This window comes from Rhodanobacter sp. UC4437_H4 (assembly GCF_052978425.1).
Window position 1 is genome coordinate 593,689 of the sequence record NZ_CM129673.1, and the last position, 21,187, is coordinate 614,875.

General features: G+C 62.7%; 21 protein-coding genes. 3 read left to right on the top strand and 18 right to left on the bottom strand.

Annotated features, from left to right (window positions below; genetic code table 11):
• Nucleotides 1-3: 3 nt before the first annotated feature.
• From trbL to guaB, 10 genes are all read right to left on the bottom strand, one after another.
• On the bottom strand, nt 4-1,431 hold the full coding sequence (gene trbL / locus ACVCL3_RS02980) for a P-type conjugative transfer protein TrbL (RefSeq protein ID WP_447100398.1): 1,428 nt from the start codon (nt 1,429-1,431) through the stop codon (nt 4-6).
• Between the two features lie 10 nt (nt 1,432-1,441).
• The gene (gene trbK, locus ACVCL3_RS02985; protein WP_000718002.1) at nt 1,442-1,678 is read right to left on the bottom strand and encodes an entry exclusion lipoprotein TrbK; all 237 of its coding nucleotides are present in this window, start codon (nt 1,676-1,678) and stop codon (nt 1,442-1,444) included.
• A gap of 12 nt (nt 1,679-1,690) precedes the next feature.
• Nucleotides 1,691-2,470, bottom strand: coding sequence for a P-type conjugative transfer protein TrbJ (trbJ, locus tag ACVCL3_RS02990; RefSeq protein WP_000836966.1), 780 nt, complete (start codon nt 2,468-2,470; stop codon nt 1,691-1,693).
• Nucleotides 2,471-2,610: 140 nt separating this feature from the next.
• The gene (locus ACVCL3_RS02995; RefSeq protein ID WP_000024442.1) at nt 2,611-2,799 is read right to left on the bottom strand and encodes a FitA-like ribbon-helix-helix domain-containing protein; all 189 of its coding nucleotides are present in this window, start codon (nt 2,797-2,799) and stop codon (nt 2,611-2,613) included.
• A 1,032-nt stretch (nt 2,800-3,831) separates the two neighbouring features.
• The gene (gene repC / locus ACVCL3_RS03000) at nt 3,832-4,713 is read right to left on the bottom strand and encodes a replication protein C, IncQ-type (protein ID WP_000743064.1); all 882 of its coding nucleotides are present in this window, start codon (nt 4,711-4,713) and stop codon (nt 3,832-3,834) included.
• Nucleotides 4,700-5,527, bottom strand: coding sequence for a helicase RepA family protein (locus tag ACVCL3_RS03005; RefSeq protein WP_001162384.1), 828 nt, complete (start codon nt 5,525-5,527; stop codon nt 4,700-4,702). Before ACVCL3_RS03005 ends, repC begins: the two co-directional genes overlap by 14 nt.
• A gap of 4 nt (nt 5,528-5,531) precedes the next feature.
• The gene (locus tag ACVCL3_RS03010) at nt 5,532-5,753 is read right to left on the bottom strand and encodes a helix-turn-helix transcriptional regulator (RefSeq protein ID WP_001179606.1); all 222 of its coding nucleotides are present in this window, start codon (nt 5,751-5,753) and stop codon (nt 5,532-5,534) included.
• A gap of 147 nt (nt 5,754-5,900) precedes the next feature.
• Nucleotides 5,901-7,103, bottom strand: coding sequence for a tyrosine-type recombinase/integrase (locus ACVCL3_RS03015; protein WP_000954590.1), 1,203 nt, complete (start codon nt 7,101-7,103; stop codon nt 5,901-5,903).
• A 304-nt stretch (nt 7,104-7,407) separates the two neighbouring features.
• Nucleotides 7,408-8,985, bottom strand: coding sequence for a glutamine-hydrolyzing GMP synthase (gene guaA / locus ACVCL3_RS03020; RefSeq protein WP_447100399.1), 1,578 nt, complete (start codon nt 8,983-8,985; stop codon nt 7,408-7,410).
• Nucleotides 8,986-9,250: 265 nt separating this feature from the next.
• Complete coding sequence (gene guaB, locus ACVCL3_RS03025; protein WP_395118430.1) at nt 9,251-10,708, bottom strand: IMP dehydrogenase; 1,458 nt, start codon at nt 10,706-10,708, stop codon at nt 9,251-9,253.
• Nucleotides 10,709-10,948: 240 nt separating this feature from the next.
• On the opposite strand from guaB, the gene ACVCL3_RS03030 reads away from it, so the two are divergent.
• Nucleotides 10,949-11,854, top strand: coding sequence for a cation diffusion facilitator family transporter (locus tag ACVCL3_RS03030; protein ID WP_447100400.1), 906 nt, complete (start codon nt 10,949-10,951; stop codon nt 11,852-11,854).
• A gap of 9 nt (nt 11,855-11,863) precedes the next feature.
• On the opposite strand, the gene folD is transcribed toward ACVCL3_RS03030, so the two are convergent.
• On the bottom strand, nt 11,864-12,733 hold the full coding sequence (gene folD / locus ACVCL3_RS03035) for a bifunctional methylenetetrahydrofolate dehydrogenase/methenyltetrahydrofolate cyclohydrolase FolD (RefSeq protein ID WP_395118426.1): 870 nt from the start codon (nt 12,731-12,733) through the stop codon (nt 11,864-11,866).
• 84 nt (nt 12,734-12,817) lie between these two features.
• On the opposite strand from folD, the gene ACVCL3_RS03040 reads away from it, so the two are divergent.
• On the top strand, nt 12,818-13,381 hold the full coding sequence (locus tag ACVCL3_RS03040) for a GNAT family N-acetyltransferase (protein ID WP_447098941.1): 564 nt from the start codon (nt 12,818-12,820) through the stop codon (nt 13,379-13,381).
• Between the two features lie 10 nt (nt 13,382-13,391).
• On the opposite strand, the gene der is transcribed toward ACVCL3_RS03040, so the two are convergent.
• From der to ndk, 7 genes are all read right to left on the bottom strand, one after another.
• Complete coding sequence (der, locus tag ACVCL3_RS03045) at nt 13,392-14,795, bottom strand: ribosome biogenesis GTPase Der (RefSeq protein WP_395118423.1); 1,404 nt, start codon at nt 14,793-14,795, stop codon at nt 13,392-13,394.
• 18 nt (nt 14,796-14,813) lie between these two features.
• Entirely contained in the window at nt 14,814-16,013 is a 1,200-nt protein-coding gene (gene bamB / locus ACVCL3_RS03050) for an outer membrane protein assembly factor BamB (protein ID WP_447098943.1), read from the bottom strand.
• 8 nt (nt 16,014-16,021) lie between these two features.
• Entirely contained in the window at nt 16,022-16,672 is a 651-nt protein-coding gene (locus ACVCL3_RS03055; RefSeq protein ID WP_395118419.1) for a YfgM family protein, read from the bottom strand.
• A gap of 145 nt (nt 16,673-16,817) precedes the next feature.
• Entirely contained in the window at nt 16,818-17,795 is a 978-nt protein-coding gene (locus ACVCL3_RS03060; RefSeq protein WP_447100401.1) for a helix-turn-helix domain-containing protein, read from the bottom strand.
• A gap of 20 nt (nt 17,796-17,815) precedes the next feature.
• Entirely contained in the window at nt 17,816-18,571 is a 756-nt protein-coding gene (gene pilW / locus ACVCL3_RS03065; protein WP_447099553.1) for a type IV pilus biogenesis/stability protein PilW, read from the bottom strand.
• 22 nt (nt 18,572-18,593) lie between these two features.
• Nucleotides 18,594-19,724 (bottom strand): 23S rRNA (adenine(2503)-C(2))-methyltransferase RlmN, encoded by a 1,131-nt coding sequence (gene rlmN / locus ACVCL3_RS03070; RefSeq protein WP_395118413.1) that lies wholly within the window; start codon nt 19,722-19,724, stop codon nt 18,594-18,596.
• Nucleotides 19,725-19,862: 138 nt separating this feature from the next.
• Nucleotides 19,863-20,288, bottom strand: a complete 426-nt coding sequence (gene ndk, locus ACVCL3_RS03075; RefSeq protein WP_395118411.1) for a nucleoside-diphosphate kinase — start codon at nt 20,286-20,288, stop codon at nt 19,863-19,865.
• A 236-nt stretch (nt 20,289-20,524) separates the two neighbouring features.
• Between ndk and ACVCL3_RS03080 the strand changes: the two genes are divergently transcribed.
• Complete coding sequence (locus tag ACVCL3_RS03080; protein WP_395118409.1) at nt 20,525-21,136, top strand: TetR/AcrR family transcriptional regulator; 612 nt, start codon at nt 20,525-20,527, stop codon at nt 21,134-21,136.
• Nucleotides 21,137-21,187: the final 51 nt, after the last annotated feature.

Here is a 21,187-nt window from a genome sequence, read left to right on the forward strand (position 1 = left end):
GTGCTAACTCCTGACTTCGTTACTATCTGGGCCAGAATCGGCGCCCAAGCTATTGCCCTCGAACTGGCCAGATTGGCTTGCTTCTTTCGGCTCCATGCTTTCGCGTATCGAAGCAGCCAGTTTTCCGCCTGTGGTTTCGCTCACTCGCTCCTGGAATCCCTGCTTCACTTGAGAGCCGACACCCTTGGCTAACTCGGAGGCCGTGCCTGTGGCCAGCTTCGCGGCCTTGGCAAAGCCGCCACCGCTTGAGCTACTGCCGCTGTCACCAAAGCCAGCCGCTTGGGCGAATGGGCTACTGCCAGCAGTACCCGCTTCACCACCACCGTTTCCGCCACTGCTGACAACTGACCCCATGCTGGACATGTCACCGCCGGTTTCCATACTCGCTGATGCTTTCTGAAAAGCCGCTTGGAGTGCACTTGCACCTCCGGCTGCACCGGCTGCGGCACCCATAACCGCTTTACCTGCCAGGGCAGCGCCGCCAGTTGCCATACTGGCCGCCGTCACCGCCGCCCCAACTGCCGCACCCGCACCGAAGTTTCCAATTCCACCGGCTGCGCCAATACCACCACCAGACACAAGACCAGAAATCATCGGCGGAACTTTGTTGACCAAGAAAAGCAAGATGACCGATATAACCAACATCACGGCCAGTTCCTGGGATGCCATGTTCTCGCTGATTTGCGTGTAGTAGTGATTGATGAACTCTTTGCCAATCGCAACCAGAAGCACCATTGCCATAAGCTGTGCGGCCAGGCCCAGCACGGTCTTGTAGTAATTGATCGCCATGTCGGAAGTCCAACGACTTCCACCAAAGCCAAGGAAGAACACACCGGCATACAACAGAATCCAGGCTGATGCGAGCAACAGCAACAGGTTGACCGCAATCAACGCCAGGACAAACAAAACAGCCAGGGCCATTAGCTCCATGACCAGAGCAGTTGCCATCTGCCGCCATCCCAGCTCCGAGGTGGCCTGTACTGTGCGGTTGTATAACTCGAAACCAAGATCAAGGATGCTGGAGGGCCCAAGATTGCTATTGGAAAGTCCCCCCGCCTGCGCGCCCAGAGTTTGCAATGACTGAACAATCGTACCGGCGATATTCATGCCCTGGTTCGCATTCGTCAGCAACCACCAGAAAAAGCCGGTGAAGATCGTGAAGCGAACGAACTCCGCGAAGAACTCGCCAATGTCGGCCTTGCGCAAAGCCATCATGCCGAATGTCCAGACCATCGAAATCACAACCAGCGTCCAGAACAAACGCGATGCAGCGGACTCAATAGCTGGCCCCCATGTTGCGGCAGCATCATGAAAACGCTTGAGCACATCATTCATAACACCGCTGCTACTTAGCTCCTGCGCCATTGCAGGTTCAGCCAGCACCATTGTGGCGATCATCATCAAGCCACCTAGAGCAATTTTCTTTCTCATGGCGACCACCTCAATAATCATCTTTAGGGCTGGGCTTGAACTCCCACTGACGCATCTGCTTGGCCTTCTGGAATGCTCTGCATTCCTCGGTAAAGGCCTCTCGGTTCGCTTCGCTGCGCATTTCATTCAGTGCTGCCTGGAACGCATCGGGGGCACACGTCGCCGCATTTGGTTCGGGCATCCTTTCCTGTTCACATCCAGCCAACAACAGCAACGTAGCCGCGGTAGTAAAAAAGATTTTTTTCATCTCACCGCCTCCCTAGTAGTTGTCTGCCGGACTCGGGCGAAACGTCCAGGTACGCATTTGCTCGGCCCTGGCATCACCTCGCGCCTCGGCATCGAGTTCTGCTGCAATCCGGGCTGCCTCCGCGTTGTGTTGGGCGGTCAACATGGTGCGAATCTGCAAGAGCTGATTGGCCTGCTGGCTGGCGAGCTGGTTGGCGTAGCCGATGGCCTGTAGCTGGCCAGTTGCACCCTGGGCCGCGCCTTGCAGCCGCTCCAGGGTACGGGCGTCATCCTTCAAAGCCTTTTGCTGGTCGGCAACGGTCTGGAACAGGGCATCGTTGGCCTTCTTTTGCGACTCTGACGCCAGGCGGCGGTTCTCTTCCATCGCTGCCTTTTCGGCCGGCGTGCATCCGCCGCTGCCGTTGAAGCATGGCGAGCTGCGGTAATAGGCCACGTCCTGAAACTTGGCCAGGTAACGATCCAGGCTGCCTAGCTGGTTCTCGTAATAGGCCAGCGTGTTTTGCGCGGCAATCAGCCGGTTGATCGTAGTCTGCGCCTGATCCCAGATATACGCGGCTGGGGCCATCGTGTTCTGGAGCTGATTTTCGTACTGCTGCAACTGGGTCTGGTACTGCTCAATCTGCTTGAGCGTCTGCGCCACCGACTCGATGGCCGTCATGATGTTCTGGGCCAGGTTGCCGCCGTCGATGACGGGGATACCAGCTTGCACAGGGGCGGTGGTAGTGGTGATAAAGCCGGTTGCGAGTGCAACGGCTAGAGCGGTTTTTTTAGCCGCTAAAATTTTGGACTTCATGGTCGTACTCCGTCGATGAAAAGAAGGCATTGCCTTGACCAAGCGTTGTGCTTGTTCTCGGCAACGTTTCATCGAAGAGCTACGCCACTAGCTGATCGGTATTGCCCTTGGCGCTGAGGCCCGGACTTACAAACGTAAAACTACTCTGTTTTTTTATCGCTTTCGGACAAGCCAACTTCCCGGCCAATCTCTTCAAGCTCTAGCGGCTGTACTGCCGCCGTCAGTATTTCGCGTATTTCCGCGTCGGTGCTCCTATCGTTGAGCGCTGCTCGAACTTTCAACGCACGGTGCACCTCGGCGGGTAAATTCCTGATAAGCACATTTGCCATATCAATACCCTTTTGGTGTACCCGACAACCATGCTATCAAAGATATTAAAAATAGCAAGACCTATACTCTTGCAACCGGCGGTAGCCGATCAGCCCCGCAGGGCAGGATTCCCGTTGAGTGCCCCCGGCGCGAATAAGGGACAGTGAAGATAGATAACCGGCTTGCCGGTTAGCTAACTTCACCCATCCTGCCCGCATTTCACCCACTATTGAAAATCTAGCGCATATCGAACGTAAAGCGTTTTATCGTCAAACAAACACCGATTCTTGGCAACATAACCGTAATCGTCACCAAATCGGCCTGCAATCGACATAGTCGCTTCAAAATCGCTGCTCAATCGGCTTTAAATCGGAACCTAAAATGCCAACAATCGACACAAACCATTCGCCCCGATGGGGCGAGTTGGACGCCAAAAAAGAAGGGCATAACCCGCCCCTCAAGTGTCAATGAACACAAGAAATTTGCCTCCCCTCCCGTCATACCACTAAGGCGACGTATTGATACTTGAGGGGCAACCTTTCCTGATGTTGACACCTTCACGCAGGTTACTGGTTATGGGCGTCCAACACACACGGCTCATTCCTGCTTGGTAATAATAAGAATAATAATCTTCTTATTATTCTTACCGAACGAATGGGCACTGCTTAGCCATTTCACGTTTCGAGCCAAGGTTTCAGTACAGATAACTACAAGTGCACACAGCGGCCCTCCAGCACCGTTAGACGCAGATTCTGCTTCAGCTCATGGAATAAGGGACTCCGGGTTGTTTTCCCCTCTCACAAGGCGTTTCAGCGGCCACTGAAGCCGCCTTCTCTTCTTGGCGTTAAACCATCGGCCTATGGCCGATTGATAAAGCCCGCCAGGGCTTTATTGGCAAGGTCAGAACGCGCCCTCAAGGCGCGAGCTGCACCGCGCATGATGGATTATCTTTAGATAATCTTGGATGGATTTCCCAAACTGCCCGCAAAGCAGCGCACCGTCTGGGTTTTCCAAATTGGGACGGGGAACGTTACGACGGCAGAAGGGGAGCGTTACGACGGTAACAAGGGAACGTTACGACGGTAAACGGGTGCAGTTGCCGTGGGGCCAGGCCTCTTGATCTCCCATTTTCCCTTGGCGTATTCGTTCACTACCCAACCCACGGCGGCAAGTTCGGCCAGTGCCTTCCGGGCAGTCTGACGGCGTTTTTTCATAGCTTCGGCATTGGCTTCATCTGGCCAGACATAGCCGCAAAGCGTGTCCAGTTCCACGCGCCCGGATTTGCCGGGGTCGATCCAGCCGCATAGCCGTTGGTGCATCAGCCGTGCCGGATCAGTCTGTAGCACCCGCACTTCCGCCATGTCGATACGGGCATATGGACGATGCCCCAGGATCGCTTCGGCAATACGCGGATTCAGGGCAACCCATAGCCTGCCGTCCGTCTCGTCAAAAGCATGACTCATCAGGTGGAACGCGGCTTGCCGCCGTCCCTTCGTCACAAGGATGGTGACGTTCGACATGCGCAGCAGGCTGGCTTTGAGCGCCTTGATGTTGTCGCCGCTATCCGTCATGCCCGTTTCTGAGAGCAGTTTGGTCAGGCTCTCACGAACCACCAAGCCGTCTTGCTCAATGGCTTCGAAACGGGGTTCAAGGAATAGCCGTAGCTGTCGCCCCGTCTCACTGGTCGGTTCCGGGGTTAGCAAGATGCCGTTCGGGCCGCCAAGGGCCACGATGCCTTGCAAAAGACGCATATCATCGGCCCCGAGAGGTTCGAATCCGACGAAACGCATGGATTCGTCCTCGCCAAAGGTGTAGGTCACGTCCAGCTTGCAGCGTTTGCGATCGCCACGCTTGAGGCTGCGGAACAGGCCAGGTGCCAAACAGTGCGCGGGATCATGTCGGACGTGGGTCAGGTCATGCTTAGGCTTCTTCACGCTGTCTCCTTTTCACCTTGCACTGCCGCTCCAGTACAGCAGGCTTCAACACGCCGCCGTCGTGCCGTCTAAACCAGAGTTCTTGAAAAGGTGCGCCATAGTTGGCCTTGCTGACGCCAAAGCGGACAAAATACCCACGCTGACAATCATCGACCCCCAGTATCTCGGCCTCGCCTTGCGTCATGCCGGATAGGTACGATTGCCAACGGATGTTATCAACCAGTACGGACGATCCACGACTGGCCTGCTGTTGATCGCCCGACCCCATCATGGCTGCGCTTTTACTCGCGTGGTGCAGAAACACAATGGAGCAGCCTGTATCAGCGGCTATGGCCTCCATGTGCCCAACAACCTGCGCCATCGGCCCGCTAGCGTTCTCCTCCTCAATGTGGAAGCGCCGCAAAGTGTCCAAGATCATCAAGCGACGACCTTCAGCGGCTCGTTTGAGAGCATCGAACCAGCTAGCAGCCATGATGTTTGGGCATTTACCGATCAAGGGTTCAATGAGCAAACCATCAGCCACGGCTTGCCGTTCCGCTGCGCTGAGGTGTGCCCCAAGGGCGTGCAGACGATGGTGAATAGCGGCCGGTGGATCTTCAGCAGGCAGATAGACCACTTGCCCGGTGGGAAACTCGCCTATTTCAAGTAAATCAGGCCCGCCTGCAATCTGTGCAGCCAATTGAAGGGCCAACATGGATTTACCAGCCCCACCAGGCGACACAAGAGCACCAACAGTGCCAGCAACCATATTAGGCAGAACATAATCAATGGGTGGCGGCAATTCCGTGAAAGCCGCCATAAGATCAAGAGCCATATAACTAGCCCTCTATAGGGCCAGGTCGCGCAGCTTGATCACCCGATGATTTACGTGCCTCAATCCACTCTTCGACCTCTGACAAATCCCAGGCGACATTTCTACTGGTTAACGCGATACGGCGTGGAAAATCCCCTCGCTGCTCCAGGTTATAAATTGTTCGTGTCGAAAGCGGGATCATCTCCAGGAGCTTCTTCCTGTTGATGAGGGTCTTTATATTTTGCATGGGTCAATACCTCTCAAATGAATAGTTGCTATTCATCGAGTAGCTGCGCGAAGCAGCTAATCGGTAATTGACCTGCCCGATGCCAATGGCGGCCTTATTTATAAATTCACGGCATCAACTTCAATGCTATCAAAGATAGCAAAAACATCAACCCTTACTGCCTCCCGAAGTCCACTCATCAATCATATCGGCCCAATCCTGCAACATCGCCGCCCGCTGCTCGCGGTACTCAGCCTTGTTGTAGACAGCCCTCACGCCCTTCTGCTCGTGCGCCAGGCACTTCTCGATCCAGTCGGTGTTGTAGCCGGCCTCATGCAACAGCGTGCTGGCTGTGCGCCGCAAATCATGCGGTCCGAACTTGGTAAGTGACTTCCCATCTTTCTGCGCCGCCTTGTAAGTCAGCGTCAGCACCTGGTTAAGTGTGGCAGCGCTCATCGGCGCATCCGAGTCGTACCGTGATGGCAAAACGAAGTCGGAACCACCGGCAAAGGTTTTCATGGCAATGAAAATATCCAGAGCCTGCTGGGACAGAAATACCAGGTGCGGGTTACGGCGTTTCATCCGCTCCTTTGGAATCGTCCACAACGCTTCGCTGAAATTGATCTCGCTCCAGGTCGCATTGGTCAGCTCGCTCTTGCGCACCATCGTCAGCAATAACAGCTTGGCCGCCGCACGGTTTGTTGGGCTTGTGCCCACTCGCTCCATGTACTGGTACATCAGCCCAATTTCTTCTGGCGTCAACGCTCGGTCACGTGGCTCGAATCGAGCGATGCTTGTTGGGCGCACCAGTTCTGCCGGGTTTTCGACCTTCTGCCCACGCTCGATGGCCCAGCGAAATACCTGCAACACGATTTCACGCACATGAACGGCGGTGGCCGGTGCGCCTCGCTCAACAATGGCATCAGCCAGCGCCCGCAAGTCTTCGTGGGTGATCTCCACCAGCTTCTGATTGCTGAATTTCGGCTTCAGCTCACGCTCATAAACCGAGCGGCGCATATCGCGGGTGGAGTCGGCCATCTGGTAGCCACGCAGCCACTTCTCCGCCCAGGCACCGAACGTCTCTGCATCTTTCACCCGCGCCTTGTCTCGGGCTTTCTCCTTGGCCGGCGACTTGCCCGCCGCAACCATCTTCTTGGCGTCACCCAACAGCTCGCGGGCTTCGGCCAGGGTGATGCCACCGACACCATAACGCCCAAAGGTGATGGTCTCCTGCCGACCGTTGATTGAGTAGTTGTAACGGAACGAGATGGAGCCGGCTGGAGTCACTGCCACATAGAGACCTTCCCGGTCATTCACTTTGTAGAGTTTGTCCCTGGGCTTGAGATTGCGCAGCTTGGTATCGGTCAGCATGTACCTTGTCCTTCTTCGTCTCCGATACCATGCTGAAAAAATCTCGAATTTATCGTATTTTTTCTTACGAAACAGTAACTTATAGAATATTAATACCATGAACACACAAAAGAACGCAGCATGGTATCGGCATCAATCATGGCATCGCCAAACCATAATACCAGCTTTAATGCCATGCTCAAACGGTGCTTGGCGCTTCCTCCCGTTGCCAGATCGTGCCAAACACAAACAAAAAAAAGCCCGCAATTACGCGGGCTTAGCGGCATTTCATGCCATCAGGTGCCTGGCTGTGCCAGACGCGGAATCATTCCCACTCGATCGTGGCGGGTGGCTTGCCGCTGATGTCGTAAACAACGCGAGAAACACCACGCAACTCATTGATTATTCTATTTGAAACCCTGCCAAGAAACTCGTACGGGAGGTGCGCCCAGTGAGCGGTCATGAAGTCGATGGTTTCCACCGCGCGCAAGGCGATCACCCATTCGTAGGCGCGCGCGTCGCCGACCACGCCCACCGACTTCACCGGCAGGAACACCGCGAACGCCTGGCTGGTCCGGTCGTACAGGTCCGCGCTGCGCAACTCCTCGATGAAGATCGCGTCGGCGCGCGCCAGCAACTCGGCATATTCGCGCTTCACCTCGCCGAGGATGCGCACGCCCAGGCCCGGCCCCGGGAACGGGTGGCGATAGACCATTTCACGCGGCAGGCCGAGCTCCACGCCGATGCGGCGCACTTCGTCCTTGAACAGCTCGCGCAGCGGTTCGACCAGTTTCAGCTTCATGTGCGCCGGCAGGCCGCCGACGTTGTGGTGGCTCTTGATGACGTGGGCCTTGCCGGTCTTGCTGCCGGCCGACTCGATCACGTCGGGGTAGATCGTGCCCTGCGCCAGCCACTTCACCTTGCTGCCGTCGGCGGTGATCTTGCCCGACTCCTCGTCGAAGATCTCCACGAACAGGCCGCCGATGATCTTGCGCTTGGCTTCCGGATCGGAGACGCCTTCGAGTGCCTCGAAGTAGCGGTCGGCCGCGTTGACGCGGATCACCTTGACGCCCATGTGCTCGGCCATGGTGGCCATTACCTGGTCGCCCTCTTTCCAGCGCAGCAGGCCGGTGTCGACGAACACGCAGGTAAGCCTCGCGCCGATCGCCTTGTGCAGCAGCGCGGCCACCACCGAGGAATCGACGCCGCCGGAGAGGCCGAGCAGCACGTGGTCGTCGCCGACCTGCTCGCGCACGCGGGCGATCTGGTCGTCGATGATGTTGGCCGGCGTCCACAGCGTGGCGCAACCGCATATCTCGGTGATGAAGCGCTCGAGCATTGCCCCGCCCTGCTTCGTGTGGGTCACCTCCGGGTGGAACTGCACGCCGTACCAGCGCTTGTCGTGGTTCTCCATCACCGCCGCCGGAATGCGCGCGGTGGTGCCGGTGACCACGAAGCCCGGCGGCACGCGCGACACGTGGTCGCCGTGGCTCATCCACACGTCCAGCCGGTGCGCGTCCGCGTGGTCGGTGAGGCCTTCGAACAGTCGGCTGGTGCCCGCAATGTCCACTTGGGCATGGCCGAACTCGCGCTGGTCGGCCGCCTCGGTGGCGCCGCCCAGCTGCGCGGCCAGGGTCTGCATGCCGTAGCAGATGCCGAGGATCGGCACGCCCGCATCGAACACTTGTTGCGGCGCCTTGGGCGCGCCCGGCAGCGTGGTCGATTCCGGCCCGCCGGACAGGATGATGCCCTTGGCGCCGAACGCGGCGATCTCGCCCGGATCGTGGTCCCAGGCCCAGATCTCGCAATACACGCCCAGCTCGCGCACGCGCCGGGCGATCAACTGCGTGTACTGCGCACCGAAGTCGAGGATGAGTATTTTGTGGGAGTGGATGTTGGTCATGGGCGGCGGACGGGTATCGGGAAAGGATGGGCCAACGAGTGCGACGGGTGACGGAAGCTGCATGCCGGTCGCCGCGGCGAAAGCAGGAAGCTACGCGAGGCGACGATTCCCCATGCCCGTCATCCCGGCGAAAGCCGGGACCCGGTGACTTGTGCCGCGACGCTTGGGAAGGCGCTGGACCCCGGCTTTCGCCGGGATGACGGCGGTGTGGTACGGCGTGTGGCGGGAGGGGCGGGCATGGTAATGACCACCCTTCCCGGCCGGATCACGAGTTCAAGCGGTAATTCGGCGCTTCCTTGGTGATCTGGATATCGTGCGGGTGCGCTTCGGTGACGCCGGCGGAGGTGACCTTGACGAACTGCGCCTTGCTGCGCACGTCCTCGACGGTGGCCGCGCCCAGGTAGCCCATCGACGCGCGCAGGCCGCCGATCAACTGGTGGATGATGTTGCGCAGCGGCCCGCGGTACGGCACGCGGCCCTCGATGCCCTCGGGTACCAGCTTGTCGGCGTCGGCCTCGTCCTGGAAGTAGCGATCCTTGGAGCCGAGCTGCATCGCGCCGATCGAGCCCATGCCGCGGTAGCTCTTGTACGAGCGGCCCTGGAACAGCTCGACCTCGCCCGGGGATTCCTCGGTGCCGGCGAACATCGAGCCCAGCATCACGCTGGATGCACCGGCCGCCAGGGCCTTGGGGATGTCGCCGGAGTAGCGGATGCCCCCATCGGCAATCAGCGGAATCTCGTCCTTCAGCGCGGTGGCGACCAGGTCGATCGCGGTGATCTGTGGCACGCCGACACCGGCAACCACGCGAGTGGTGCAGATCGAGCCGGGGCCCACGCCCACCTTGACCGCGTCCACGCCCACGTCGAGCAGTGCCCGCGCCGCCTCGCCGGTGACGATGTTGCCGGCCACCACCTGCACCTGCGGATAGTGCTTCTTGACCCAGGCCACCCGGTCGATCACGCCCTGCGAATGGCCGTGTGCGGTATCCACGACCAGCACGTCGACGCCGGCATCGACCAGCGCCGCCACGCGTTGCTCGGTGTCGCCGCTCACGCCGACGGCAGCACCCACCAGCAGCGCCTCGTGACTGTCCTTGGCGGCATGCGGGTTGTCGCGCGCCTTCTGGATGTCCTTCACGGTGATCAGGCCGCGCAACTGGAAGTCGTCGTTGACCACCAGAACTTTCTCGATGCGATGCTTGTGCAGCAACAGCATCACTTCGTCTTGGCTGGCGCCTTCCTTTACGGTGACCAGCTTGTCCTGGCGGGTCATGATGTTGCGCACCGGATCGTCCGGCTTGCGTTCGAAACGCATGTCACGGCTGGTGACGATGCCGACCAGGCGATTGCCCTCGACCACCGGCACGCCGGAGATGTTGTGCGCGTGGGTGAGCCGCAGCACCTCGCGGATCGAGGTCTCCGGGCCGACCGTGATCGGGCTGCGGATCACGCCGGCCTCGAACTTCTTCACCAGCCGCACTTCGGCGGCCTGCTGCTCGGCGGTCATGTTCTTGTGGATGATGCCGATGCCGCCGTTCTGCGCCATGGTGATGGCCAGGCGCGCCTCGGTGACGGTATCCATCGCGGCGGAAACGATCGGGATGTTCAGCCGCAGGCCGCGGGTGAAGCGCGTCGAGGTGTTCACGTCGCGCGGCAGGACGATGGAATGGCCCGGAACCAGGTAGACGTCGTCGTAGGTCAGGGCCTCGGCGAGGATGCGCATGCGAAATGTCCCGCTGCAAAGAGGGAATTATACGTTCCCTTCACTGCCCTCGCCAGCGCCGGACCCGCGGGGCGCGGCCAATGTGATGACATAGCACCGCACCCGGCATGTATCTTGGCGACCTTCGCAGGAGCCGCCGTGCACGCCCATTCCTCTCACGATCACCCCCACGATCACCCTCGCGATCACGCACAGGGACACGACCATGCCCATGCGGCCGGTCATCCGCATGCCCACGGCGTGGCCCGTGATGCCGATCGGCGTTATCTGACGATCGCCCTGCTGTTGCTGCTGGGTTTCATGATCGTCGAGGTGGTGGTCGGCATGCTGGCCCAATCGCTGGCGCTGATCTCCGATGCCGGCCACATGCTGACCGACGTCGGCGCGATCGCCCTGGCGCTGGTGGCGATGCGGCTGGCCAGCCGACCGGCGCGCGGCAGCTACACGTTCGGGCTCAAGCGGGTGGAAATTCTCAGCGCGCAGGCCAATGGCGTGACCTTGCTGTTGCTCTCGGCGTGGTTCGTGGTCGAGGCCGTGCGCCGGCTGATCCACCCGCCCGCCGTGCACGGCCTGCTGGTCACCGTCGTGGCGGTGGCGGGCATCGGCGTGAACCTGCTGGCGGTGTGGGCGATGCACAAGGCCAACCGGGAAAGCCTCAACATCCAGGGCAGTTACCAGCACGTGCTCACCGACCTGTATGCATTCATCGCCACGGCGGTGGCCGGCGTGCTGGTCTGGTGGACGGGGTGGAACCAGTTCGATTCCCTGGCGGCGCTGGTGGTGGCGGCGCTGATGCTCAAGGCCGGCATCGGGCTGGTGCGCGACGCCGGCCGGGTTTTCCTGGAGGCGGCGCCGCGCGGACTGGAACCGGACGCGATCGGCCAGGCCATGCACGCCCTGCCCGCGGTCACGCGGGTGGACGACCTGCACGTGTGGGAAGTGACCTCGGGCATGCCGGCGCTGTCGGCACACGTCTTCGTCGAGCTCGACGTCGACTGCCACGACGTGCGCCGCGAACTGGAAGCCATGTTGCGCGATCGATTCGCGATCACCCATACGACCATCCAGACCGACCATGCGGCCAGCGGCCAGGTGGTCGCGACGCCCTGTTCGCTCGAGGCGCACGACACCGGCCACCGCAGCTGAGCGAACGACCTAGCCGGCGCTGCCGCGGGCAGCCTGTGCCTCGGCCGCTTCCAGCGTGTTCTCCATCAAGGTGGCGACGGTCATCGGCCCCACCCCGCCCGGCACCGGCGTGATCCAGCTGGCGCGCTCGGCGGCCGGGGCGAACTCCACGTCGCCGACCAGCCGGCCGTCCTCCAGCCGATTGATGCCGACGTCGATCACCACCGCGCCGGGCTTGATCCAGTCGCCCCGCACCAGGCCGGGCTTGCCGACCGCGACGATCACGATGTCGGCCTGGCGCACGAAACTTTCCAGCTCCCGCGTGAAGCGATGGCACGAGGTGGTGGTGCAACCGGCGATCATCAGCTCCAGCACCAGCGGCCGGCCGACGTGGTTGGACACGCCCACCACCACCGCATGCTGCCCGCGCACCGGCCGATCGGTGTGGCCGAGCAGGGTCATCACGCCGCGCGGGGTGCACGGCCGCAGGCCGAACCGGCGCAGCGCCAGCCGCCCCACGTTGACTGCCTGGAACCCGTCCACGTCCTTGTCCGGGTCGATGCGGTCGACCAGCGCGTCTTCGTCGATGTGTGCCGGCAGCGGCGACTGCACCAGGATGCCGTGCACCTGCGGGTCGGCGTTGAGGCGGTCGATCAGCGCGAACAACTCGGCCTGCGTGGTCTCGGCCGGAAGGTCGTGATCGAAGGAACGGAAGCCCACCTGGTGGCAGGCCTTGCGCTTGTTGCGCACGTACACCGTCGAGGCCGCGTCGCTGCCGACCAGCACCACGGCCAGCCCCGGTGCAGGCAGGCCCCGACCGACCCGTTCGGCCACGCGCAGGTGCAGCTGTTCCAGCAGTTCCCGGGCGATGCGTTTGCCGTCGAGTATGCGTGCGCTCATGCTGATCCCTGGCCGTAAAGGATGCATTATCCGGGCTGGACGACATGCGCACAAACGGCAGCGCGCCGGCAACCAGGCAGGCTGATGGAACACGACCCGCAATACACGATCGAGCTGGGCGACGCGCGCGTGCGGTTGCGCCCTTGGAACCACGCTGACGCCGACGCCCTGGTGGATGCCGTGCGCGACTCCGTGGACAGCGTCGGGCGCTGGCTGCCCTGGTGTCGCGCCGACTACGGCCACGATGCCGCCCATGCATGGATCGCGCATTGCCAGGACGGCTGGCAGGCCGGCAACCATTTCGCCTTCGCGGTGCGCAGTGCGGCAGACGGCTCGCTGTTGGGCGGCGTGGGGCTCAACCAGTTCGAGCCGATCCACCGCCGCGCCAATCTCGGTTACTGGATGCGCCAGGCCTGCCAGCGGCGCGGGCTGGCGACGGCGGCGGCGCAGCACGTCGCGCGCTTCGGGTTCGAGCAGCTGGGGCTGATCCGCATCGAGATCGTGGCGCTGCCGGACAACGCAGCCAGCCGTGCCACGGCGCTGCGCATCGGCGCACGATTCGAGTCGATCGCGCGCCAGCGCTTGCTGGTGGAGGGGCAACCGCGGGACGCGGCGGTGTACGGGTTGCTGCGGTCGGACCTTCCCTGAGCGTCGAAGATCAGCGCGTGCGCTTGATCAGTTCGCTGAGCCGGCGGCGGGCCTTGTGCTGTTGCTCCTTGGTCAGCACCTTCTTGCGTCCGGCGTAGGGGTTTTCGCCCTCGCGGAAGGCAATGCGGACCGGCGTGCCTTCGAGCTTGTAGCGTTTGCGGAAGAAGTTTTCCAGGTAGCGCTGGTAGGCCGGCGCGATGTGCTTGGTGCGCGTGCCGTGGATGACGATGGTCGGCGGATTGGTGCCGCCCGGATGCGCAAAGCGCAGCTTCGGCGCATGGCCGTTGACCAGCGGCGGCTGGTAGCTTTCGTACGCCTTTTCCAGCGTGCGGGTCAGGTCGGAGGAGCTCAGCTCCCTGGTCGCCGACGCGTGCGCGCGCACCACCGCGCGCATCAGCTCGCGCAGCCCGGAACCGTGCAGCGCCGATATGTGCACGCGCTTGGCCCAGTCGACGAACACCAGCCGACGATCCAGCGCGCGCAGGCATTCCTCGCGCTGATAGGCGTCCAGGCCATCCCACTTGTTGAGCGCGATCACCAGCGCCCTGCCCTCGTCGATGGCGTAGCCGATCAGGGTAAGGTCCTGGTCGGCCAGGTTCTCGCGCGCGTCGACCATCATCACCACCACCTGGGCGGCGGCGATCGACTGCAGCGTCTTGATCACGCTGAACTTCTCCACCGCCTCCTCGACCCGCGCCTTGCGTCGGATGCCGGCGGTGTCGATCAGGGTGTAACGCTTGCCGTCGCGCTCCAGCGGCACGCGGATCGGGTCGCGCGTGGTGCCCGCGACGTCGGAGACGATCAGTCGTTCTTCGCCCAGCAGGCGGTTGATCAGCGTGGACTTGCCGGCGTTCGGGCGGCCAACGATCGCCACGCGGATACTGCCGTCCTCCGTGGCCGGCTCGTTCGCGGCATCCTCGTCCGGCGGCAACAGCGGCAGCACGGCGCGGATCAGCTCGTCGGTGCCGCGACCATGCGCAGCGGAAATCGGCAAGGTGGTGGCCATGCCGAAGGCGGCGAATTCCGCCAGGGCGGCCTGTTCATCCAGGCCGTCGATCTTGTTCACGGCGGCGATGATCGGCTTGCCGCTGCGGCGCAACTCGCCAAGGATCACGTGATCCTGCGGCAGCAGGCCGTCGCGCGCATCGACCACGAAGACCAGCACCTGGGCCTCCTCGATCGCCAGTCGCACTTGCCGCGCGGTAAGGACGTCGATCGCCTCCTCGACACCCGACAGACCACCGGTATCGACCGCGAGAAACGGGCGCTCACCCAGATGGCACGCACCGTAGTGGCGATCGCGGGTGACCCCGGGCATGTCGGCCACCAGCGCGTCGCGGCTGCGCGTGAGCACGTTGAACAGGGTCGATTTGCCGACATTGGGGCGACCGACCAGGGCGACGACGGGCAGCATGGAAACTTCGTCCCGCGATCAGGGCGAGGACAGGCGGTAGGCGCCGATGTGGCCCTTCACGTCCTGGACGTACACGACATCGCCAACCACCAGCGGCTGCGCGCGGATCGCCTTCTTGGAAAGCCGCTCGCGCGCGGCCAACGCGCCGTCGCCGGTCTGCAGCCAGTGCACATAGCCTTCGGCATCGCCGACCACCACGTAGTTGCCCTGCACGGCCGGCCCGGTCAGCCAGCGGTAGCGGAGCGCGTCGTTCTTCCACATGTCGGCGCCGCCGGACTTGTCGAAGGCCCACACGCGCGACTGATCGTCGACGCCGAAGATGGCATTGTATTTCACCGCCAGCGAGGTATAGCTGGAGAACGGATGCGACCACAGCGGGCGGCCACTGGGGCCGTCGATGGCCACCACGTTGCCGTGGTAGGCGGTGCCGTAGAGGGTGCTGCCGTCGAGCAGGATCGCGCCGTCGGCATCGTTCAGACGGTCGATCTCGGTGCGGCCCTCGCCGCTGGCCAGGCGCTGCTCCCACAGCTTGCTGCCGTTGTCCAGGCGCAGCGCGACCAGCAGGCCGTCGTCGCTGCCGAAGAACACCACGCCGTTGGCGACCAGCAAGCCGCCGTTGCCGCGCACGCTCAGCAGCGGCACGTTGCCCTGGTCGTTCACCCACTGGCGCTCGCCGGTGGCCGCGTCAAGGGAATAAACCCGGCCGTTGCTGCCGCGCACGATGACCTGGTTGCCGATGATCACCGGCGAGGCCAGCACCTGGGTATTGAGTTCGGCTTCCCAGCGCGGGCTGCCGTCCTTTGCGTTGACGCCGTAGACGTGGCCGTCCAGCGTGCCCACCGCGAGCAGGTCGCCGCCCACCGCCGGACCGCCGGCATACTGGGCGTCCTTGCGCTTCTTGTCGCCCCAGCCGAACCAGCCGTGCGTGCGCGAACTCTTCGACCACAGCGTCTTGCCGGTCGCCGCGTCGAAGGCAGCCAGCTTGCCGTCGGTGCTGTCGGCGTAGAGCACGCCATCGACCACGGTCGGACGCAGCCGCACGCCACTGTCGCCCGCGCCGTCGCCCACTCGTTCGCGCCACAGTCGCGTCACCTGCACCGTCGGCTTGAAATCCTTGGCCAGCGGCGTCGGCGGCTGCACGTTCTCCTTCTTGAAGGAGTGGCAGCCGGCGAGCGTCAGCAGCGAAACCAGCGAAACCAGCATGGCGCGTTTGATCATGTGAACTTTCATGCACCCTGCTTCCCGGCCACGGCCAGGTCATCGAGTTTCATCTGCAAGGCGCCGCGTTGCGGGGCGTCCTCGCTCAGTGCCGACATGGCCGCCTGGTAGGCCTTGCGTGCATCGTCCATGCGTCCAAGCTTGACCATCGCATCGCCGCGGAGTTCCTGCACCATGCCCTGGAAGCTGCCGGGCGGCACGCGGTCGAGCGTGGCCAGCGAGGCCTGGGCCTGGTCGCGCGCCAATTCGACCCGCGCGATGCGCACCAGGGTCAGCGACTTCAGCGGCTCTTCGGTGGTGTGGCTTTCGGCCCACTCCAGCGAGACCTGGGCCTTGTCCAGTTGCTTGTCCTGCACTTGCTGGCGGGCGCGGTCGCTGACCGCGAACAGCGCATACGGCGATTTGGCGTAATCCTTCATCAACTGGTCGGTCAACTGGGCGGCCACGTCGGGCTTGCCCGACAGCTGCGCCACCTTGGCCTGCTGGTAGAGCTGCGAGGCCGCGCTCTCGTTGCGGGCCTGGTGGTTGCGCCATTGCTGCCATCCGAAGATGCCGACCAGTCCGATAAGAACACCGACAACGATCGAAACGCCGTTCTCGCGCAGCCACTTCTGTACCAACTCGCTCTGTTCGTACTTGTCGTACTCTTCAAATGCCATGCAATCACCGTTCAATAGGCCGCGCACCGCTTGGCGCAGTCCAGCGCGTAAACACAGGTAATGGGTGGATCAGACCCGCCTGGTCGCAGGCGGGCAGTGCGCAAGCATAACCGAATTGGGTCGCCGGCAGCGGCGGCGATGCCGATCAGAGGGCAGTGGCGGAGGCCTTGCCGTCCTGCACTTGCACGCGGAAATGCGCGACGTTGGCGCGGCGGAAATCATCCATTCCCACTGCCTGCCCGTCGATCGCGACCTGGGCGCCGCCGACGTTGCCGATGCTCACGTTCAGCGGCTGGTCGCTGTGATAGACGGCGTGACTGCCCGCCGGCAGCAAACCGTATTCGAGACGCGTGCCGTCGGCACGGGTCACCTCGACCCAGCTCGGCGCGCTGAGCGTCAGCTCCAGCTGATGGCCACCGCTGCCGGCGGCGACCATCGCTGCCGGCGGCGCAGGCACGGCCGGACGAGTGTCGCTGGCGAGGCTCGGGAACGGCGCCATCGAGGCCAGCAACGGCTGCTCTGATGCCGTGTCGGCGGCCGCGGCCTGCACCGGCGCCGCCGGCTGGCGGGCGCGGTCGGCGGCAACCATCGCCGGGGTGCTGGTGCCGGCTTGCTCCTGCTGTGCCACCGGGGCGGCGTCCAGCGGGGCCAAATGGGTGATGTCCCGATCCAGCGTGCTTTTCACGCCGAACCAGAGCGTGGGCACGGCGATCACCAGCGTCAGCACCACGTAGGTGGCCGCAGTGGCGTAGCGGTCGAACAGGAAGCGCGAATGGGAGATGCCGCCACTGGTCACCAGCGGCGCGTCGACCTGGCGGATGCGGTCCACTTCGAGCTGGATGGAGGCGTCGTTGATGCCCAGGTGGCGCCCGTACTTGGCGATGTAGCTGCCCAGGTAGACCTTGGAGTCGGTGCCGTCGTACTGATCCAGTTCCAGCTTGCGCAACACCCGCACCGGCAACCGCAGCGCGTTGGCGCAGGCCTCGAGATCGAGCCCGCGTGCCTCGCGCGCCGCGCGCAGCCGGCTGCCGAAACTCGGCTGGGCCGATTCACCGGCCATCGCTCCCTGCCCCGCTCCATGGGCGAGGGAAGAATGGGTGCCGTCAGGCGCGTGGTCGAACATGGGAGACTGCTGCATGGACGTCATGGGTTGTCGATGGAGTCAAGGGCGTGCGCCTGTTCCGAGTCCGGGAACTGGCTGCGCAGTCGCTTGAGATAATTGCGGGCCCCCTCCGGGTTGCCCATGCTTGATTCGATGTCGTACCCCAGTTTCAGCGCGGCGGCAGTCGGTTTGCCCAGCGCGTCGAAACGCTGCAGGAATGCCCTTGCGCGAAACGCATCTTTCCCCTGGTAAAGAAGGTTTGCGAGCTGGAAGAGTGCCTCGCCATTCTGCGGATTTCGCGCGATGGCGTCACGAAAATCCGCTTCTGCCTTGGTTTTGTCGCCTGCCATCAGCTGGCAGACGCCGGCGTTGGCCAGGGCCTCCGAAGGGGTAGCGTAGAACGGATCGGCCACTGCCTTGCGAAAATAGGTTTCGCCCTCGGCATAGTTGCCCCGCGAACACAGGAACTGGCCGAGGTTGTTGTTCCAGGCACCCTTGGTCGGCTCCAGCGCCACCGCCTTGCGGTAGTGCTGCTCCGCTTCGGCCAGCTTGCCGATCCGCGCGTCGATGTAGGCGAGGACGGTATGGGCGGGAGCGTAGTTCGGGTCGAACTGGAGCGCCATCTGCACCTTGCTCAGCGCCGTCTGCAGGTCGCCGGTGGCAAGGTAATGCTGGCCCAGTTCGGTGTGGATGCGCGCCGCGTCCGTGGCCTGCTCGGCCTTGCTCTCCTGCGGCAGCGGCTTGCCCAGCGCACCGGTGTTGGTATGCGTGGTGACGCAGCCGGCCAGGGCGAACAACAAGCAGGGAATCACCACCCGGTCAAAGCGCATGCAAAGCCCCCTGGTTTTGCCGTTTGCGAAGTTCGGCGCTGCGCCGGGTACGGTCGGCGACCTGCCCCGCCAACTGGCCGCAGGCCGCGTCGATGTCGTCGCCGCGGGTTCGGCGCAGCATGGTCAGCACGCCGGCATTGAGCAGCTGACTCTGGAAATCGTGGATCGCAGCCGCGTCCGAGCGCGCGAACTGCGTACCCGGGAAAGGGTTGAACGGAATCAGGTTGACCTTGCACGTGGGCAGCTTGCGCATCAGCTTGATGAGCTGGCGGGCGTGCTCGGGCTGGTCGTTGACGCCTTTCATCAAGGTGTATTCGAAGGTGATCGAGGTGCGCGGCTTGCGCGCGACCCAGCGCTGGCAGGCCGCCAGCAGCTCGGCGATCGGGTAGCGCTTGTTGATCGGCATCAGTTCGGTGCGCAGCTCGTCGTTGGCCGCGTGCAGCGACACCGCCAGCGACACGTCGATGGCATCGGACAACTGGTCGATCAGCGGCACCAGGCCGGCAGTGGACAAGGTGACGCGCTTCGATGCCAGGCCGAAGCCCAGGTCGTCGCGCATCAGCTTCATCGCCTTCAGCACGTTGTCGAAATTGGCCAGCGGCTCGCCCATGCCCATCATCACCACGTTGGTGATGCGCCGGTTCTGGTGGGTGACGTTGCCCAGGTACTTCGCCGCCACCCACACCTGGCCGATGATCTCGGCGGTGGACAGGTTGCGGTTGAAGCCCTGCGCGCCGGTGGAGCAGAACTGGCAGTTCAGCGCGCAGCCGATCTGCGAGGACACGCACAAGGTGCCGCGGGTCGGCTCGGGGATGTAGACCGTCTCGATCGCATTGCCCGAATCCATGCCCAGCAGCCATTTGTGCGTGCCGTCGGTGGCGACCTTGTCCAGCAGCGTCTTGGGCGCGCCGATGTAGCAAGCCTCGGTGAGCTTGGCGCGCAGCGCCTTGCCCACGTCGGTCATGTTTTCGAAGTTGTCTTCCAGGTCGTGGTAGATCCACTTCATCACCTGCTCGGCGCGATACGGCTTCTCGCCGATCTGCGTGAAGAAATCACGCAGACCCTGGCGATCGAAATCGAGCAGGTTGACCTTGTTCGAGCTGGCGACAACTGAGTTCAAAGAGTGGCTCTTGTGAAGAGTGCGGCCACGGATGGCCGCTGTTTGATCTTCGCGTTCAGGGACGAACGCACTTGTTTCTACTGTGCGGCCACGAGTGGCCGCTGTCTGATCTTCGCGTTCAAGGATGAACGCACGAAATTAACGCGAAACCACATCCGTCGCCGCAAAGAAATAGGCGATCTCCACCTTGGCGGTTTCCACGGCGTCGGAGCCATGCACGGCGTTGGCGTCGATCGACTCGGCGAAGTCGGCGCGGATCGTGCCCGGCGCAGCTTCCTTCGGGTTGGTGGCGCCCATCAGGTCACGATGGGCCAGCACGGCGTTTTCGCCCTCCAGCACGCTGATCATCACCGGGCCGGAGATCATGAACTCGACCAGGGCCTTGAAGAACGGGCGCTCGCGATGTACGGCATAGAAGCCTTCGGCCTCGGCGCGCGACAGCTGCTTCATGCGGGCGGCGACGATTTTCAGGCCGGCCTTTTCGAAACGGGCGTAGATTTCGCCGATGACGTTCTTGGCGACGGCATCGGGCTTGATGATGGAAAGGGTGCGCTCCAGCGCCATGGGATCTGCTCCGGCTGACGGATTTCGGGAAAAGTGATTGAGCGGGCAACTACCGGCAAAGGTAGCCAATTCCGACAAGGAATGAGGATTTAGCCCACTAAAGTCTGACAGATTCTAGCTCATTGGCAAGGATCGCGCAGGCCTGATCCATACGCTCGTTTGACGCCCGGGAAGCGCTTCCCGTATGCTCAAACGATCGTTTGAATCGCGTCAGCTGCCAAAGGACGTCCGCTTCCGTGAACTCGACCAGCTCCACCCGGGATCGCATCCTCGGCACCGCGGAAAAAATGTTCGCCCAGCGCGGCTTCGATGGCGCCTCGCTGCGCCAGCTTACCGCCGCCGCCGGGGTCAACCTGGCCGCCGTCAACTACCACTTCGGCTCCAAGGAGAAACTGGTCGAGGAGGTATTCCGCCGGCGCCTGGACGCCTTGAATGCCAATCGCCTGGCCGCCCTGCACAAGCTGGCCGGCGGCGAGGCCACGCTCGAACAGGTGCTCGCCGCCTACATCCGCCCGGCGCTGGAGCTGTCGCACGACGGCAAGGGCGCCCTGTTCATGCGCGTGCTGGCGCGCGCCTTCGCCGAGCACGACGACAACTTGCGCCGTTTCCTGTCGGAGAACTACGGCCACGTCATGCGCCAGTTCACCGCCGAATTCGCCCGGCTGCTGCCGCACCTGGGCAAGGCCGAGCTGTACTGGCGCATCGACCTCGTGACCGGTGCGCTGACCCACGCCATGTCGGGCTTCGGCATGATCCAGCGCAAGGGCGACGTCAGCGAACAAGAGCATCTTGAGCAGACCGTCCAGCACCTGATCCGCTTCGCCGCCGCCGGGCTGAGCCACCCGTGAACTCGCCCTGCCAGCGCCGCCTGCCCCATTGATCGCACCACCCCTCGCACC